13 protein-coding genes are annotated in these 14,599 nt (G+C 75.0%); 11 read left to right on the top strand and 2 right to left on the bottom strand.

What is annotated here, in order from left to right; genetic code table 11:
- Positions 1–12: 12 nt before the first annotated feature.
- The 7 genes from AB2L28_RS12975 (at position 13) to AB2L28_RS13005 (ending at position 7,703) form a co-directional block, all read left to right on the top strand.
- Positions 13–1,044 carry a helix-turn-helix transcriptional regulator gene (locus tag AB2L28_RS12975; protein WP_370719380.1) on the top strand — a complete coding sequence of 344 codons (1,032 nt, stop codon included), beginning with the start codon at positions 13–15 and terminating at the stop codon, positions 1,042–1,044.
- Positions 1,041–2,015 carry a helix-turn-helix transcriptional regulator gene (locus AB2L28_RS12980; RefSeq protein WP_370719381.1) on the top strand — a complete coding sequence of 325 codons (975 nt, stop codon included), beginning with the start codon at positions 1,041–1,043 and terminating at the stop codon, positions 2,013–2,015. Before AB2L28_RS12975 ends, AB2L28_RS12980 begins: the two co-directional genes overlap by 4 nt.
- Before the next feature lie 164 nt (positions 2,016–2,179).
- Positions 2,180–2,518, top strand: coding sequence for a hypothetical protein (locus AB2L28_RS12985; RefSeq protein ID WP_370719382.1), 339 nt, complete (start codon positions 2,180–2,182; stop codon positions 2,516–2,518).
- Between the two features lie 204 nt (positions 2,519–2,722).
- Positions 2,723–3,025 carry a Sec-independent protein translocase subunit TatA gene (gene tatA / locus AB2L28_RS12990; protein ID WP_370719383.1) on the top strand — a complete coding sequence of 101 codons (303 nt, stop codon included), beginning with the start codon at positions 2,723–2,725 and terminating at the stop codon, positions 3,023–3,025.
- A 91-nt stretch (positions 3,026–3,116) separates the two neighbouring features.
- Positions 3,117–3,923 (top strand): twin-arginine translocase subunit TatC, encoded by an 807-nt coding sequence (tatC, locus tag AB2L28_RS12995; RefSeq protein ID WP_370719384.1) that lies wholly within the window; start codon positions 3,117–3,119, stop codon positions 3,921–3,923.
- Between the two features lie 5 nt (positions 3,924–3,928).
- The gene (locus AB2L28_RS13000) at positions 3,929–4,852 is read left to right on the top strand and encodes a diacylglycerol/lipid kinase family protein (protein ID WP_370719385.1); all 924 of its coding nucleotides are present in this window, start codon (positions 3,929–3,931) and stop codon (positions 4,850–4,852) included.
- 34 nt (positions 4,853–4,886) lie between these two features.
- A complete protein-coding gene (locus AB2L28_RS13005) occupies positions 4,887–7,703 on the top strand; it encodes a DEAD/DEAH box helicase (RefSeq protein WP_370719386.1) in 2,817 nt (938 codons plus the stop codon).
- A 79-nt stretch (positions 7,704–7,782) separates the two neighbouring features.
- On the opposite strand, the gene AB2L28_RS13010 is transcribed toward AB2L28_RS13005, so the two are convergent.
- A complete protein-coding gene (locus tag AB2L28_RS13010) occupies positions 7,783–8,691 on the bottom strand; it encodes a 5'-3' exonuclease (RefSeq protein ID WP_370719454.1) in 909 nt (302 codons plus the stop codon).
- 175 nt (positions 8,692–8,866) lie between these two features.
- Here AB2L28_RS13010 and AB2L28_RS13015 point away from each other — a divergent pair, with 175 nt between their 5' ends.
- The 4 genes from AB2L28_RS13015 to AB2L28_RS13030 all read left to right on the top strand — a co-directional run bounded on the left by AB2L28_RS13015 (position 8,867) and on the right by AB2L28_RS13030 (position 14,042).
- Entirely contained in the window at positions 8,867–9,763 is an 897-nt protein-coding gene (locus AB2L28_RS13015) for an SCO4651 family lipoprotein (protein WP_370719387.1), read from the top strand.
- A gap of 131 nt (positions 9,764–9,894) precedes the next feature.
- Positions 9,895–11,481, top strand: a complete 1,587-nt coding sequence (locus tag AB2L28_RS13020) for an amidohydrolase (RefSeq protein WP_370719455.1) — start codon at positions 9,895–9,897, stop codon at positions 11,479–11,481.
- A 378-nt stretch (positions 11,482–11,859) separates the two neighbouring features.
- Positions 11,860–13,506 carry an apolipoprotein N-acyltransferase gene (gene lnt, locus AB2L28_RS13025; protein WP_370719388.1) on the top strand — a complete coding sequence of 549 codons (1,647 nt, stop codon included), beginning with the start codon at positions 11,860–11,862 and terminating at the stop codon, positions 13,504–13,506.
- Positions 13,503–14,042 (top strand): FxsA family protein, encoded by a 540-nt coding sequence (locus AB2L28_RS13030; protein ID WP_370719389.1) that lies wholly within the window; start codon positions 13,503–13,505, stop codon positions 14,040–14,042. The genes lnt and AB2L28_RS13030 overlap by 4 nt, the downstream gene beginning before the upstream one ends.
- A 63-nt stretch (positions 14,043–14,105) precedes the next feature.
- On the opposite strand, the gene AB2L28_RS13035 is transcribed toward AB2L28_RS13030, so the two are convergent.
- Positions 14,106–14,453, bottom strand: coding sequence for an RNA polymerase-binding protein RbpA (locus AB2L28_RS13035; RefSeq protein ID WP_370719390.1), 348 nt, complete (start codon positions 14,451–14,453; stop codon positions 14,106–14,108).
- Positions 14,454–14,599: the final 146 nt, after the last annotated feature.

Below are 14,599 nucleotides of genomic sequence, written 5' to 3' on the forward strand. Positions count from 1 at the left end.
GTCCACCGCACCATGACCAGTACCCCCGCTGCGAGTCGTGCCGCCGGACCCGCCCCCGGCGGGGCCGCCGCCGCGGCTCGGGGTGCCCGCCGGACCGAGCGGCTGCTCAACCTCGTCATCGCGTTGTCGGCGACCCGGCGCTGGCTGACGAAGGAGCAGATCCGCACCGCCGTCCCGCAGTACGCCGACTGCGCCACGACCGCCGCCTTCGAGCGCATGTTCGAGCGCGACAAGGAGGACCTGCGCGAGCTGGGCGTCCCGCTGGAGACCGGCGGGCAGGACCCCTTCTTCGAGGACGAGGCCGGGTACCGCATCGACCGGGAGGCCTACGCGCTGCCCGAGATCCGCTTCACCCCCGCCGAGCTGGCGGTCCTGTCCCTGGCCAGCCGCGTCTGGCAGCAGGCGAGCCTGGCGGGACCGGCCACCCGCGCTCTCGTGAAGCTGCGCAGCCTGGGCGTGGAACCGGACGAGAGCTCCCTCATCGGCGTCGAACCGCGCGTGCGGACGGCCGAACCGGCCTTCGACCCCCTCTACGCCGCCACCCGCGACCGCACCCCCGTGCAGTTCACCTACCGCCGCGCCGGCGGCGAACCGGCCGTCCGGCACGTGCAGCCGTGGGCCATCGTGTCCTGGCACGGGCGCTGGTACCTCGTCGGGCACGACCGGGACCGGCAGGCCACCCGCGTGTTCCGCCTCTCCCGCGTCGCCTCGGCGGTCAAGCGGATCGGCCGTCCCGGCTCCTACGAGGTGCCCGAGGGCATCGACCCGCGCGAGGTCGTCGGCCGCAGCGTCGGGCCCGTCCAGACCCGCCAGGCGCGCCTGCTCGTGCGGACCGGGGCCGGGCTCGCCGTGCGCCGGCGGGCCCGGTCGGTGCAGGCCCGCGCGGAGGGGGACGACGACCTGGTCGTGCTCGACGTCAGCGACGTGGAGATGGCCGCCGACGAGCTGGCCGCCTACGGCGCCGACGTCCTCGTCCTGGAGCCCGAGGACCTGCGCGAGGCCGTCCTGCGCCGCCTGCGCGGCGCGGCGGGGGTGCGCCCGTGACCGGCAACGCCTCCACCGAGCGGCTCTCGCGGCTGCTGGCGATGGTCCCTTACCTGCTGACCCACCAGGGCATCCCGGTGGACGAGGCCGCCGAGCACTTCGGCATCACGCAGGACGACCTCGTCCACGACCTCGAGCTGCTGTTCGTCTGCGGCACCCCCGGGCACCTGCCCGACGACCTCATCGACGCCCGTTGGGAGTCCGGGCACGTCTACCTGTCCAACGCCGACCCCATCGCCCGGCCCGCGCGCCTGGCCGTCGACGAGGCCGTCGCGCTGCTCGTGGGGCTGCGGACGCTGGCCGAGGTCCCCGGCCTGCACGACCGGGAGGCCCTCGAAGGCGCCATGGCCAAGCTGTCGGAGGCCACCGGGGAGGCGGGGGGAGCGGCCCGCAACGTCGCGGTCGACGTCAGCGACTCCTCCAGCGCCGCCGTCCTGGAGACCGCCCGGCTCGCCCTGCGCGAGCACCGCCGCCTGCACCTGTCCTACCTCGTGCCCAGCCGTGACGAGCGCACCGAGCGCGACGTCGACCCCATGCGGCTGGTCAGCGTGGAGGGCCGCTGGTACCTGGAGGCCTGGTGCCACCGCGCCGAGGGCGTGCGGCTGTTCCGCGTCGACCGCGTCGAGACCGCGCAGGTCCTGGACGTCGACGGGACCCCGCCGTCGCGGGCGCAGTCCCGGGACGTGGCAACCGACCTGTTCCGGCCCAGCCCCGACGACCTCGTCGTGACGGTCGACCTGGCCCCGCAGGCCGCCTGGGTCGTCGACTACTACCCCGTGGAGTCCGTGCAGGAGGCCCCCGAGGACGCCTGGGAGGAGGCCTCGCTGCGGGTGCGGGTGCGCACGGCCGACACCTCCTGGGTGCACCGGCTGCTGCTGCGGCTGGGGGCCGGGGCCCGCGTCGTCGACCCGCCGGAGCTGGCCGTGCAGGTCCGTGACGCAGCGTCGGCGGCCCTGGCCCGTTACGCCTGAGGCGCTGCTCTCACCGGGTCGGCCCAGTGTGGAACACACGCCCGCGGGAGCTGTCAAGGTCGGCCCGAACTCGCTGTTCAAGGGATCACCGGAGCGTGCCGAAGCAGTGGGTGTCGGACGGCGGGGTCGCCGCCGGACCAACACACGGACGAGAGGTGCACGACATGACCACGATCAAGGCTTCCTGCCCCTGCTGCGGCGACGTCGAGCTCACGCCCAAGCAGGTCCGCCTCGTGGTCTGCTCGGCCAAGGAGCGCTCCTTCTACGCGTTCGGCTGCCCCAAGTGCAAGGACGAGGTCCGCAAGCCCGCCGGTGAGGACGTCGTCGCGCTGCTGGTCTCCGGCGGTGTCGCCGTCGAGCGCTGGACCATCCCGGCCGAGGCCATGGAGACCCACACCGGCTCCAGCATCGCCTGGGACGACGTCCTGGACTTCGCCCTCGTCCTCGACTCCTGCGACGACCTCGCCTCGCTGGCCGCCCGCGGTCTGCGCACGGTGCGCTGAGCCCGCCCCCACACCTCTCCTGGAGCCGCCCCGCGGACGCCTCGGCGTCGGCGGGGCGGCTCGAGTGCTTCCCGGGAGTTCCCCGAGGATCCCCCGGCAGGACGCCGCCGGACCACCACCGGAGCGACTCGGAGCGCGTGCTTGTCCCACGTGCAGGCGTCGGCGACGTACGATGGCCGCGCAACGACCGACACTGGAGGACTGATGTTCCGCAACCTCGTCGACCACCCGTGGGTGCTCGTCATCCTCGTCGTCCTGATCATCGCGTTGTTCGGCAGCAAGCGCCTGCCCGACGCCGCGCGTGGCCTGGGCCGCTCGATGCGCATCTTCAAGTCCGAGGTCAAGGAGATGAAGAACGACGGCAAGGAGGAGACCAAGGCGTCCCCCTCCACCACCGCCACCGCTCCGACCCGCACCGAGGACACCGAGCCGACCGCGCTCGAGGCCAAGCTCGCCGCCGAGGACGCGGCGCAGAAGAACGCCGAGCAGCAGTCGCGCGCCTCCTGACCCGCCGCACCGAGCACCCGCCGCTGACATGGCCGTGACCACCGTCCGCCGACGCCGCACGCCCCGGGACCCCGAGGGGCGCATGCCCCTCATGGACCACCTCAGGGAGCTGCGCAACCGCGCGGTCAAGGCGGGGATCTTCCTGGTCCTCGGCAGCATCCTCGGCTGGTTCCTGTGGCGCGGGTGGGGCGAGGCGTTCTGGCGGGTCCCGTCCTTCTCGGGGGGGATCTTCGGTCTGCTGCAGGACCCGATCCTCACCGAGGCGGCACGGCGCAACACGCTCGTCTCGATCAACTTCGGGCAGGTCGGCTCCGCCTTCGACTTCGCCATCAAGGGTGCGATCTGGGTCGGGGTCCTCATCTCGAGCCCCTTCTGGTTGTGGCAGTTCTGGGCGTTCATCACCCCCGGGCTGACCCGCAAGGAGAAGCGCTACGCCGTCGGCTTCATCGCCGCCGCGGTGCCGCTGTTCCTCGCCGGCGCGGCGATCGCCTACTCCGTCCTGCCCAACGCCATGGCCTTCCTCATCGGCTTCACCCCCGAGGACGGCTCGAACGTCATCGACGCGCAGATCTACCTCAGCTTCTGCATGCGCATCATCCTGGCCTTCGGGCTCGGGTTCCTGCTGCCCGTCGTCCTCGTGGGCCTGAACTTCGCCCACCTGGTCTCCGGCCGGACGATCGTCAAGCAGTGGCGCATCAGCGTCTTCCTCAGCTTCCTGTTCTCCGCGCTCGTGACGCCGACGTCCGACATCACGACGATGCTGCTGCTGGCGCTGCCGCTGCTCGTCCTGTTCGGCATCGCGATGGTCATCTGCGTGCTGAACGACCGGCGCCGCAGCAAGAACTCCCCGGAGCCGGACTACGGGCACCTGTCCGACGACGAAGCCAGCACCATCTGACGCAGGTGAGCTCCAGGGGGCGGGTCGGCCTCCTCGTGAACCCGACGGCGGGTCGCGGGGACGGCCGCGCCGCGGGCACCCGGGTGCTGCAGACCCTGCGCTGCCTCGGTCACGACGTGACCGACCTGTCCGGCCCGGACCTGGCGCAGGTCTCCCGCACGGCCCGCGAGCGCACGGGCGAGTTCGAGGCCCTCGTCGTCGTCGGCGGCGACGGCCTCGTGCACGCCGGGGTCGAGGCCGTCGCCGGCACCGGCACCCCGCTGGGCATCGTCCCGGCCGGGACGGGCAACGACATCGCCCGTGGTCTGGACCTCGCCCTGGGGAACCCGGTGGCCGCCGCGGAGTCCGTCGCCCGGGCCCTGCACGCCGGCAGCCACCGCCGCGTCGACGCCGTCCGCGTCGAGCACGCCGGTGGTGCGGGCTGGTTCGCCAGCATCCTCTCCTCCGGCGTGGACGCCCTCATCAACGATCGCGCCAACGCGTGGCGCTGGCCCAGGGGCCCGGCCCGCTACACGCTCGCCGCGCTGCGGGAGCTGGTGGTGGTGCGGGCGGTGCCCGTGCGCCTGACCCTCGACGGCGTCGCCCACGACCTCGACAGCCTCCTCGTCGCGGTCGCCAACACCCGCTGCTACGGCGGCGGCATCCTCATGGCCCCCGAGGCCGACCCCGCCGACGGCCTGCTCGACGTGGTCGTCGTGGACCGCCTCAGCCCGGTGGCGGCGTTGCAGCTGTTCCCGCGCGCCCGGCGCGGCCGGCACGTCGGGCTGCCCGAGGTCAGGGTCCACCGGGCCCGGCGCGTGGTGCTCGAACCCCTGGGCGACGGGGGGCGGGAAGGGCGCAGACCCCGGCCCCACGCCGACGGTGAACCCCTCGGCGGGACGCCCGTGACCTGCGAGGTCGTGCCGGGGGCCCTGACCGTCCTGGCGTGAGCGGGCCCGGGGACCACGATGTACTGTCGCGACCATGGCAAGCCCCGCGGAACGCTACGCGGCAGCGCGCCGCCGCACCGAGGAGTCCCGCACCGAGCTCGCGCAGTTCGCCGGCACCCTCGGGTTCGACCTCGACGGTTTCCAGCTGCAGGCGTGCCAGGCCCTGGAGTCCGGTCGCGGTGTCCTCGTCGCCGCCCCCACCGGTGCCGGCAAGACGGTGGTGGGCGAGTTCGCCGCCCACCTGGCCCTGCGCACCGGCCGCAAGGCGTTCTACACCACGCCCATCAAGGCGCTGTCGAACCAGAAGTACGCCGAGCTCGTCGCCCGGCACGGCTCCGGTGCCGTCGGTCTGCTCACCGGGGACAACTCGGTCAACGGTGAGGCGCCCGTCGTCGTCATGACGACCGAGGTGCTGCGCAACATGCTGTACGCCGGGTCCTCCCTGCTCGACGGCCTCGGCTACGTCGTCATGGACGAGGTGCACTACCTCGCCGACCGCTCCCGCGGGGCGGTCTGGGAGGAGGTGATCATCCACCTGCCCTCCGACGTCGTCGTCGCCTCGTTGTCGGCGACCGTCAGCAACGCCGAGGAGTTCGGGGCGTGGCTGGACACCGTCCGCGGGGACACCGAGGTGGTGGTCTCCGAGCACCGTCCCGTCCCGCTGTGGCAGCACCTGCTCGTCGGGAACCGCCTGTACGACCTGTTCACCGACCCCGACGGCGACCCGCTGGAGGGCGATGAGGGGTCCCTCGTGCCCGGCGCGATCGTCAACCCCGAGCTCGTCGCGATGTCCCGCCAGCAGGTCCGCACCGACCGGCTCGCCTCGCACCCCGGGCGTGGCCGGCGGCGCGGGCAGGCCCGGCCCGCCCCCCGCGGCGGTGGTGGTGGTGGGCACGTCGGTGGGGGCCGGCGCCCGGCCTCGCGGGCGCAGGTGCTCGACACCCTCGACCAGGCGGGGCTGCTGCCGGCCATCACGTTCATCTTCAGCCGCGCCGGCTGCGACGCGGCCGTGGAGCAGTGCGTGGCGTGGGGGCTGCGGCTCACCACGCCGGAGGAGGGCAAGGAGATCCGCGCCGTCGCCGAGGAGCGCTGCGCGGAGATCCCCAGCTCCGACCTGGCCGTCCTGGGCTACTGGGGCTGGCTGGAGGGGCTGGAACGCGGCCTGGCCGCCCACCACGCCGGGATGCTGCCGGTGTTCAAGGAGACCGTCGAGCACCTGTTCGCCCGCGGCCTGGTCAAGGCCGTGTTCGCCACCGAGACCCTCGCCCTGGGCGTGAACATGCCGGCGCGCTCGGTGGTGCTGGAGAAGCTCGTGAAGTGGAACGGGCAGACCCACGTCGACGTGACGCCGGGGGAGTACACCCAGCTCACCGGCCGCGCGGGCCGGCGCGGAATCGACGTGGAGGGCCACGCCGTCGTCGTCTGGTCCGGCAGCACCGACCCCGAGGCGGTCGCCGGGCTCGCCTCGCGGCGCACGTGGCCGCTGCGCTCCAGCTTCCGCCCGACGTACAACATGGCCGTCAACCTCGTCGAGCAGGTCGGGCGCGACCGGGCCCGCGACATCCTGGAGACGTCGTTCGCGCAGTTCCAGGCCGACCGCGCCGTCGTCGGGCAGGCCCAGCAGATCAAGAACCAGACCGAGGCCCTCGCCGGGTACGCCGAGGCGATGACGTGCCACCTGGGGGACTTCGGGGAGTACTTCGCGCTGCGGCAGGCCGTCGGGGACCGGGAGAAGGACCTGTCCCGCGCCGGGGCGGCCGCCCGGCGCGCCGAGGCCCGCGCCACGGTCGAGAACCTGTCCCGCGGGGACGTGGTCCGGCTGCCGGGGGGCCGCCGGTCCAGCTTCGGCGTCGTGCTGGACCTGGTGCCGGGCAGGGGTTTCGACGGCCCCTCGCCCCGGATCCTGTCCCAGGACCGGCAGGTGCGGACCATCGACGTCCACGACTTCTCCGGCGCCGTCGACCCGGTCGCCCGGGTCCGCGTCCCGAAGGGCTTCAACTGGCGGTCCCCGCAGGAGCGGCGCGACCTCGCCTCCTCGCTGCGCAACGCCCTCGCCGAGACCGGCGGGGGTGACCCGCCGCCGCGGCGCCGGCAGGGCTCGGGCGCGCAGGAGGACGCCGAGCTGGCCCGGCTGCGCGAGGCCGTGCGCGCCCACCCCTGCCACGGTTGCGCGCAGCGGGAGGAGCACGCCCGCTGGGCCGTGCGCGAGGAGAAGCTGCGCCGGGACACCCAGGGGTTGCAGCGCAAGATCGAGGGCCGCACCGGCACCATCGCCCGGACCTTCGACCGGGTGTGCGACCTGCTGGCCGAGCTGGGGTACCTCACCGCCGACGGCGGTGCCGTCACCGACGCCGGGCGCACCCTGCGCCGGATCAACGCCGAGACGGACCTGCTCGTGGCGCAGTGCCTGCGCCAGGGCGCCTGGTCGGGGCTGCCACCGGCCGACCTGGCCGCGGCGGTGTCCACCCTCGTGCACGAGTCCCGCCGCGACGAGGGCGGCCGGCCCGACCGGATCCCGCGCCGCACCGAGAACGCGATCGCCGCGACGCACCGGTTGTGGAGCGACCTCACCGACCGCGAGGACCACCACAAGGTGCCGATGACGCGGGAACCGGACCCGGGACTGGCGTGGGCGGTGCACCGGTGGGCCAGCGGGCACCGCCTGGACGCCGTGCTGCGCGAGGCCGACCTCGCCGCGGGCGACTTCGTCCGCCGCTGCAAGCAGCTGGTGGACCTGCTCGACCAGATCGGTGCCGCCTCGCTCGACCCGGGTCTGCGGTCCGCGGCGCGCGAGGCCGTCGACGCCGTCCGCCGCGGTGTCGTCGCCCACACCTCCCTCACCGAGACCTGAGCGCGGCGCGGGTTCTGCCTCGTTGCCTCCCCGCGGCCGGTCATCGGCCGCGGGGAGGCAACGAGGCCACTGCGCGCGGTCAGCCTCGAGCGAACGCGGCCAGGACGCGGTCGACGCTGGAGCGCAGGCCCCAGCGCTGCGCGAGCGCCTCCAGCCGTCCGGCGTCGGCGGGTGCGGTGGGCAGCGCGTCCTCGACCTCACCCAGCGGCACGTCCCGCACCGTCTGCACGACGACGGGCGCGGCGGCGAGGTAGTCCCGCGCGGCGAGCAGCTTGGCGCGCTGACCCGCCGGCAGCTGCGCACCGGGGTCGTCGGCGGCGGCGAGCAGGCCCGCGAGGTCGCCGTACCGGCTGACGAGCGCGGCCGCGGTCTTCTCCCCGATCCCGGCCACCCCGGGCAGCCCGTCGGAGGGGTCCCCGCGCAGGACGGCCGCGTCGGCGTAGGCCGGCCCGGTGCCGACGCCGTACCTGCCCCGCAGCCACGCCTGCGTGACGACCTCGGCCTTGCGGACGCCCTTGCCGCAGTAGAGGACGCGCACACCGGCGGCGTCGTCGACGAGCTGGAACAGGTCCCGGTCACCGGTGACGACGTCGACGGGGTCACCGCTCGTCGCGGTGCAGCGGGTGGCGAGCGTGGCCATGACGTCGTCGGCCTCGTAGCCGGCGGCGCCCACCCGCGCGATCCCCAGCGCGGCGAGCACACCCGCGATGACGTCGACCTGGGGCAGCAGCAGGTCCGGGGCGTCCTCGGTGCCGTCGGCGCCGACGCGGTGGGCCTTGTACGAGGGCAGCGCGTCGACGCGGAAGGCCGGGCGCCAGTCCTCGTCCCAGCACGCCACCAGCCGGGTCGGGCCCCACGTGCCCACGAGGTGGGCCAGGGAGTCGAGGAACCCGCGCACCGCGTTGACCGGGGTGCCGTCCGGGGCCGTCACCGAGTCCGGCACACCGTGGAACGCGCGGAAGTACAAGGACGCGGAATCGAGCAGCATCAGCCGACCGGCGGGGTGGGACACGCGGGGCAGTCTCCCAGAGCCCTGCCTCCGGGGGCGGGGGTCATCCGGACGGAGCGGACGAAGGCACCGTACGGGTGACCCGGACAGGCGACCGGCCGCGCAGACTGTGACAGTAGTCCCGCACATCAACGGCTCGACCAGGGGGAACACCATGACCACGCACTCGACCACTCGCCCGACCTCGCGGCGCCGGCGCCGCATCGGGACGCTGGCGGCCGGCGGTGCGGTCGTCCTCGCGCTCGGCCTGGGGGCCTGCGGTGGCGGCGACGACTCCGCCTCCGGCACCCCGTCGCAGGGCACGGCGGCCTCCTCGCCCGCCACCCAGCTCACCGCGTTCGAGGCGGTCAAGGCCTCGGCGCGCAACTCCGAGGAAGCCGGGAGCGCGAAGTTCGCGCTGACGATGTCCGGCACCGGCGAGGCGGCCTCCGTCGGGGACGTCTCGGCCGAGGGGTCCTTCGACTCGGCCCAGGGCGCCGTCGAGATGACGATGACCCTGCCCGCGCAGGCCGGCGGGACCGAGCTGACCATGCGCCTCGTCGACGGCACGGCGTACCTGTCCGGCGCCCCGCTGACGGCCGAGGGCCAGTGGGTGCAGGTGCCGCTGGACCAGATGGGCGCCGCCGGCGTGGACACCGCCGCGATGGACCCGACCCAGCAGCTCCAGCAGCTGCAGGCCGTGGCCGAGGACGTTCGGGAGCTGCCGGCGCAGGACGTCCGCGGCGTCCAGGCCAAGGGGTACTCCGGCACCATCGACGCCGCGAAGGCGATCGAGCAGCTGCCCGCCGAGCAGCAGACGCAGGAGGCGAAGGAAGCCGCCGCGCAGGTGGGCTCCATCCCCTTCACCCTCTACGTCGACGACCAGGACCGCCCGGTCCGCATGACCGAGGAGGTCACCGTCGAGGGCTCCACGCTGAACGTCCAGATGGACTTCTTCGACTGGGGCTCGACGGTCGACGTGGCGGCTCCGGACCCGGCCACCGTCACGGAGATGCCCGGGGCGGGTGCGATGACCGGGGGGACGACCGGCGAGGCGCCGGCCGCCGCCTGAGGCACCTGACCGACGGTCCACGTCGGGCGGCTCCTACGCTGCCCGACGTGGACCGTTCTGCTGCCCGCCCGGCTCGTCGTCTCTACCGGGGCGGGGCGGTGTACTCCCCGGCCGACCCGTTCGCGACGGCGATGCTCGTCGAGGGCGCGACCGTGGCGTGGGTGGGACCGGACGAGGCCGCCGCAGCCTGGACCCGCGAGGGGGACGAGGTCGTCGAGCTCGAGGGCCGGCTCATCACCCCCGCCTTCGTCGACGCCCACGTCCACCTCACCGAGACCGGTCTGCGGCACACGGGGCTGGACCTGCACGGGGTCACCGGCCCGCGCGAACTGCTGGACGCCGTCGCCGCGCGCGCGGTGCCCGGGGAGCTGCTGGCGGGGTTCGGCTGGGACGAGTCGCGCTGGGGCGGGGCCCCGGTGCCCACGCGGGCCGAGCTGGACCGCGCCGCTCCCGGCACCCCCGTCGTCCTGTCCCGCGTCGACGGGCACAGCGCCCTCGTCAGCTCCCCCCTCACCGACGCGGCCGGACTGCGCGACCTGCCCGGCTGGGACGAGGACGGCTGGGTGCGCGCCGCCGCCCACCACGCCGCCCTCGACGCCCGCTGGGCGGCGCTGACCCCCGGTGCCGCCGACCGGGCCCGGCGCAGCGCCCTGCACGCCGCCGCCGCCGCAGGCATCGGCACCGTGCACGAGATGTCGGGTCGCTGGCTCGCACCGCCCGGTGACCTCACCGCCCTGCAGCGCCTCGCCGCGACCGAAGCCCTGCCGCACGTCGTGGGGTACCTCGCCGAACGCGTCACCTCCGCCGAGCAGGCCCGAGCTGTCCTGGGCGCTGCGGCCCGGGAGGGCGCCGAGCTCGCCGGGCTCGGTGGTGACCTCACCGTCGACGGGGCCCTCGGATCGCGCACCGCGGCCCTGCGCGCGGACTACGCCGACGCCCCCGGCTCGCGCGGCGCGCTGCACCTGGACGCCACGGCCGTGGCCGACCACCTCCACGCGTGCACCCTGGCGGGCGTGCACGCCGCGTTCCACGCCATCGGTGACGCCGCCCTCGACGTCGTCGTGGACGCGCTGGAGGCGGTCGCGGCCGACCTCGGCGTCCCCGCCCTCGCCTCGGCGGGGCACCGGGTCGAGCACGCCGTCGTCGCCGACCCCGGCCACGTGCGGGCCCTCGCCCGCCTCGGCACGGCGGTCAGCGCCCAGCCGGCGTTCGGGGCCACGTGGGGCGGCCCGGGCGGGGTCTACGCGCAGCGGCTGGGGGAGCGCGAGCAGCACGTCCAGGACCTCGCGGCGTTCGCCGCCGCCGGGGTGCCGTTGGCGTTCGGGTCCGACACCCCCGTGACGCCGTTCGCGCCGTGGGCGGCGGTGCGGGCCGCGGGGTTCCCGGCCCGCGAGGAGCACGCCGTCTCGGTGCGGGCCGCGTTCTTGGCCCACACCCGCGGTGGGCACCGGCTCGCGGGCCGCGGCCACCCCGGGGTGCTGCGCCCCGGCGCCCCCGCCACGTACGTGGTGTGGGACGTGCAGGACCTGCTCGTGCAGGCGCCGGACCGGCGGTTGTCGGGGTGGAGCACCGACGCCCGCTCGGGCACCCCGGGACTGCCCGACCTGTCCCCGGGGGCCCCCGAGCCGGTGTGCCGGCGGACCGTCGTCGACGGCGTCGTCGTCCACGACGCCCCCTGGTCCGACGCGCGGCCCGACACGCCGGGCGACACGCCGTGAACGTCGACGGGAACCACCTCCCGTGACCCGGCTGTGACCTGCCCCGATGGGCGTTCGCGCAGGTCACGGGCTGGTTGACACGAGGCGGCGACGGAGTAGCTTCGATGTGCAGTCCACGAGCAACACGACCGGCCAGACCCCCGTCCCGCCGTCGTCGCAGCCGCACCACCTGCGACGACGACCGGGCCGCTCGTCCAGCCGGTGTGGACGTGGTCGAGTCCGCGCGCCCTTAGACAACGGCGCGCTCCTCGTGGCCGACGGGGAGCGCGACGGCCCGACGGGTGCGTGGACTCGGCCCCTGACCACCGTCCGCCGCCGGGTCGTGCTGGCTCGTGCGGTGGGGAACCAGCGGCCGACGGTGGCGGTTACCCTCTCGTGGTGTCTCCCCGCCCGGTCGACCCAGCCCCGCTGCGGCTGCCGCTCAGCCTGCTCCTGGCCGTCTTCGGCGGGGTCGCCGCCTGGGCGGCGTTCCCGGGAGCGGTCTCGCGGCAGGGGTGGTGGTTCACCGCCGTCCTCGCCGTGACCCTGCTGGCGCTGGCCACCCACCGCGTCCGGGCCCGGCGGGGTTTCGCCGCCGGTCTCCTGTTCGGCCTGGCGTTCATGTTCCCGCACCTGTCCTGGAGCGGCACCTACGTCGGTCTCCTGCCGTGGTCGGCCCTCACCGTCGCCTGCGCGCTCTTCTACGCCGTCCTCGGCGCGGTCCTGCCGCGTCTGCAGCGCGCCCGCTGGCGCCTCGCGCCGCTGGCCGTGGCGACCGGGTGGGTCGCCCTGGAGGCCGCCCGCGCCCGGTTCCCGTTCGAGGGGTTCCCGTGGGGCCGGCTCGCCTTCTCCCAGGCCGACGCCCCGACGCTGGGGCTGGCCGCCCTCGGCGGTTCCCCGGCCGTGACGTTCGGGGTGGCGCTGTCCGGGGCCCTGCTCGCCTCGGCGGTCCTGGCGCTCCTGCGGCTGCCGGCACCTGCGGGCGCTGCGCGCGGGGTGCCGCGGCTTCGGCCCGCGGTCCTGTTCGCGGTGGCGGCCGTCGCCGTCGCGGCCTCGGGGGCGCTCGTCCCGCGGCCCACGGCCGCGCAGGACGGGACGAGCTCCGTCGCCGCGGTGCAGGGCAACGTCCCCGAGGCCGGGCTGGAGTTCAACGCCGAGCGCCGCGCCGTCCTGGACAACCACGCCCGCGCGACCGAGGCGCTGGCTCGCGCGGTCGAGGCCGGTACCGCCCGGCAGCCGGACGTGGTGCTGTGGCCGGAGAACTCCAGCGACATCGACCCTTACGAGAACCCCGACGCGGCCGCCGTCATCGAGCGGGCCGCCCGCGACGTCGGCGCCCCGCTGCTCGTCGGCGCGGTCCTGGACGGGCCGGGCCGCTACGTCTCCAACACCGGGCTGGTCGTCACGCCCGAGGACGGGCTGGCCGGTGCCCGCGACGACGACGCGCGGCACTACGTCAAGCAGCGGCCCGCCCCGTTCGGCGAGTACATGCCGTACCGGTCCTTCTTCCGCGTGTTCAGCGACAAGGTCGACCTGATCTCCCGCGACTTCGCCCACGGCGACCACGTCGGGCTGCTGCGGATGGGCGGGGTCCCCGTCGGTGACGTCATCTGCTTCGAGGTGGCCTTCGACGACACCGTGCGCGACTCCGTCCGCGCCGGCGCCCAGTTCCTCGTCGTGCAGACCAACAACGCGACGTTCGGCTACTCCGACGAGGCCGTGCAGCAGCTGGCGATGTCGCGCCTGCGGGCGGTGGAGTCGGGGCGGGCCGTCGTGCAGATCTCGACCGTCGGCGTGAGCGCGATCATCAGCCCCGACGGCGTGGCCCACGAGGAGTCCTCGCTGTTCACCACGGACGTGCTCACCGGTGAGGTCCCCCTGCGCTCGGCCCGGACGATCGCGACCCGCGTCGGGGACGCCCCGGAGCTGGTCCTGACCGGTCTGGCGCTGCTCCTGCTGCTCACCGCGCGGTCCGGGGATCGTCGCCGACCCCGTGGTGGGCGGCCGGTGCCGGCGCGGTCGGCCGACCCGGTGCCGACCGCGTGAGCGGGCCCCGGGCGCCGAGGCGTCGCTGGACAACCTGGATCCCGCTGGCGCTGGTCCTGCTCGTCGTGCTGGAGGTGTGGCTGCTCGTCCAGCTCGGCCACGTCGTCGGCGGCGGGTGGGTGCTGGTCCTGCTGCTGGCCGAGACGTTCGGTGGGCTGCTGGTGCTGCGTCGCGCCGGCCGGCGGGCCCTGGGGGCGTTCCGCCAGACGGCGTCCGTGCCCTTCGGTGCGCCGGTGCCCGGCCAGGAGCCGGGCGTGGTCGGTGACGCGGTCCTCACCGGTCTCGGTGGGGTGCTGCTCGTGGTCCCCGGGCTGCTCAGCGACGTGCTGGGTCTGCTGTGCCTGGTGCCGGCCACCCGGCGGCTGCTGCAGCGCCTGTTCGTCCGCACGGTCCGGCGGCGGGTCGAGCGTGCCGTGCGCGAGGCCGGGGGCACCGTCCCCGGCCGCGTCGTCGACGGTGACGTGGTGGGCGGTGACCCGGTGGACGACGTGGTGGACGGTGAGGTCGTGGAGGACCCGCGCGAGCTGGGTCGCTGAGCCCGGGGTCACGACGAAGGCCGGCCCACCCGTGCGGGTGGGCCGGCCTTCGCGGTGCGCCGCTCAGGCGCTGCGCTTGATGAGCTCGCGGCTGCGGAGCAGTTCGAGCCTCTCGTCCAGCAGCACCTCGAGGTCGGCGATGGAACGCCGCTCCAGGAGCATGTCCCAGTGCGTGCGGGCCGGCTTGCCGGCCTTCTTCTCCGGGGCGTCGGTGTCGGACCGCAGCGCCTCGGCGCCGCAACGGCACTCCCACAGCGGAGGCACGTCGGCCTCCAGCGACATGGGCACCACGACGGTGTGACCGTTCGGGCAGTGGTACGTGACCTGCTGGCGCTCGGCCGGCTCGACGCCGGCTTCGCTCTCGAGGCTGGCGCCTCCGAGACGGGACCCTCGTAGGTTGCGCTCGCTCATGTGACCTCCCCACCGTCCCCTCCGTACGGCGGCCCCCGGGGATCCGAGGGGGTGAAGGGGACTCGTTGGTTGAACGCGGTGCCCACCCCGGCTGTTCCCGCGACCACCACGACCGGGATGTGGAGGTCGTGTGCGCGTCGGGACCG

The sequence above is a fragment of the Kineococcus mangrovi genome (genome assembly GCF_041320705.1).
GTDB lineage: Bacteria > Actinomycetota > Actinomycetes > Actinomycetales > Kineococcaceae > Kineococcus > Kineococcus mangrovi.

What these genes read in the sequence shown, in the direction of transcription:
- AB2L28_RS12975 (WP_370719380.1), top strand. Translation starts at nt 13, where the DNA reads ATGACCAGTACCCCCGCTGCGAGTCGTGCCGCCGGACCCGCCCCCGGC.
- AB2L28_RS12985 (WP_370719382.1), top strand. Translation starts at nt 2,180, where the DNA reads ATGACCACGATCAAGGCTTCCTGCCCCTGCTGCGGCGACGTCGAGCTC.
- tatA (WP_370719383.1), top strand. Translation starts at nt 2,723, where the DNA reads ATGTTCCGCAACCTCGTCGACCACCCGTGGGTGCTCGTCATCCTCGTC.
- tatC (WP_370719384.1), top strand. Translation starts at nt 3,117, where the DNA reads ATGGACCACCTCAGGGAGCTGCGCAACCGCGCGGTCAAGGCGGGGATC.
- AB2L28_RS13005 (WP_370719386.1), top strand. Translation starts at nt 4,887, where the DNA reads ATGGCAAGCCCCGCGGAACGCTACGCGGCAGCGCGCCGCCGCACCGAG.
- AB2L28_RS13010 (WP_370719454.1), bottom strand. Translation starts at nt 8,691, where the DNA reads ATGCTGCTCGATTCCGCGTCCTTGTACTTCCGCGCGTTCCACGGTGTG.
- AB2L28_RS13015 (WP_370719387.1), top strand. Translation starts at nt 8,867, where the DNA reads ATGACCACGCACTCGACCACTCGCCCGACCTCGCGGCGCCGGCGCCGC.
- AB2L28_RS13020 (WP_370719455.1), top strand. Translation starts at nt 9,895, where the DNA reads ATGCTCGTCGAGGGCGCGACCGTGGCGTGGGTGGGACCGGACGAGGCC.
- AB2L28_RS13035 (WP_370719390.1), bottom strand. Translation starts at nt 14,453, where the DNA reads ATGAGCGAGCGCAACCTACGAGGGTCCCGTCTCGGAGGCGCCAGCCTC.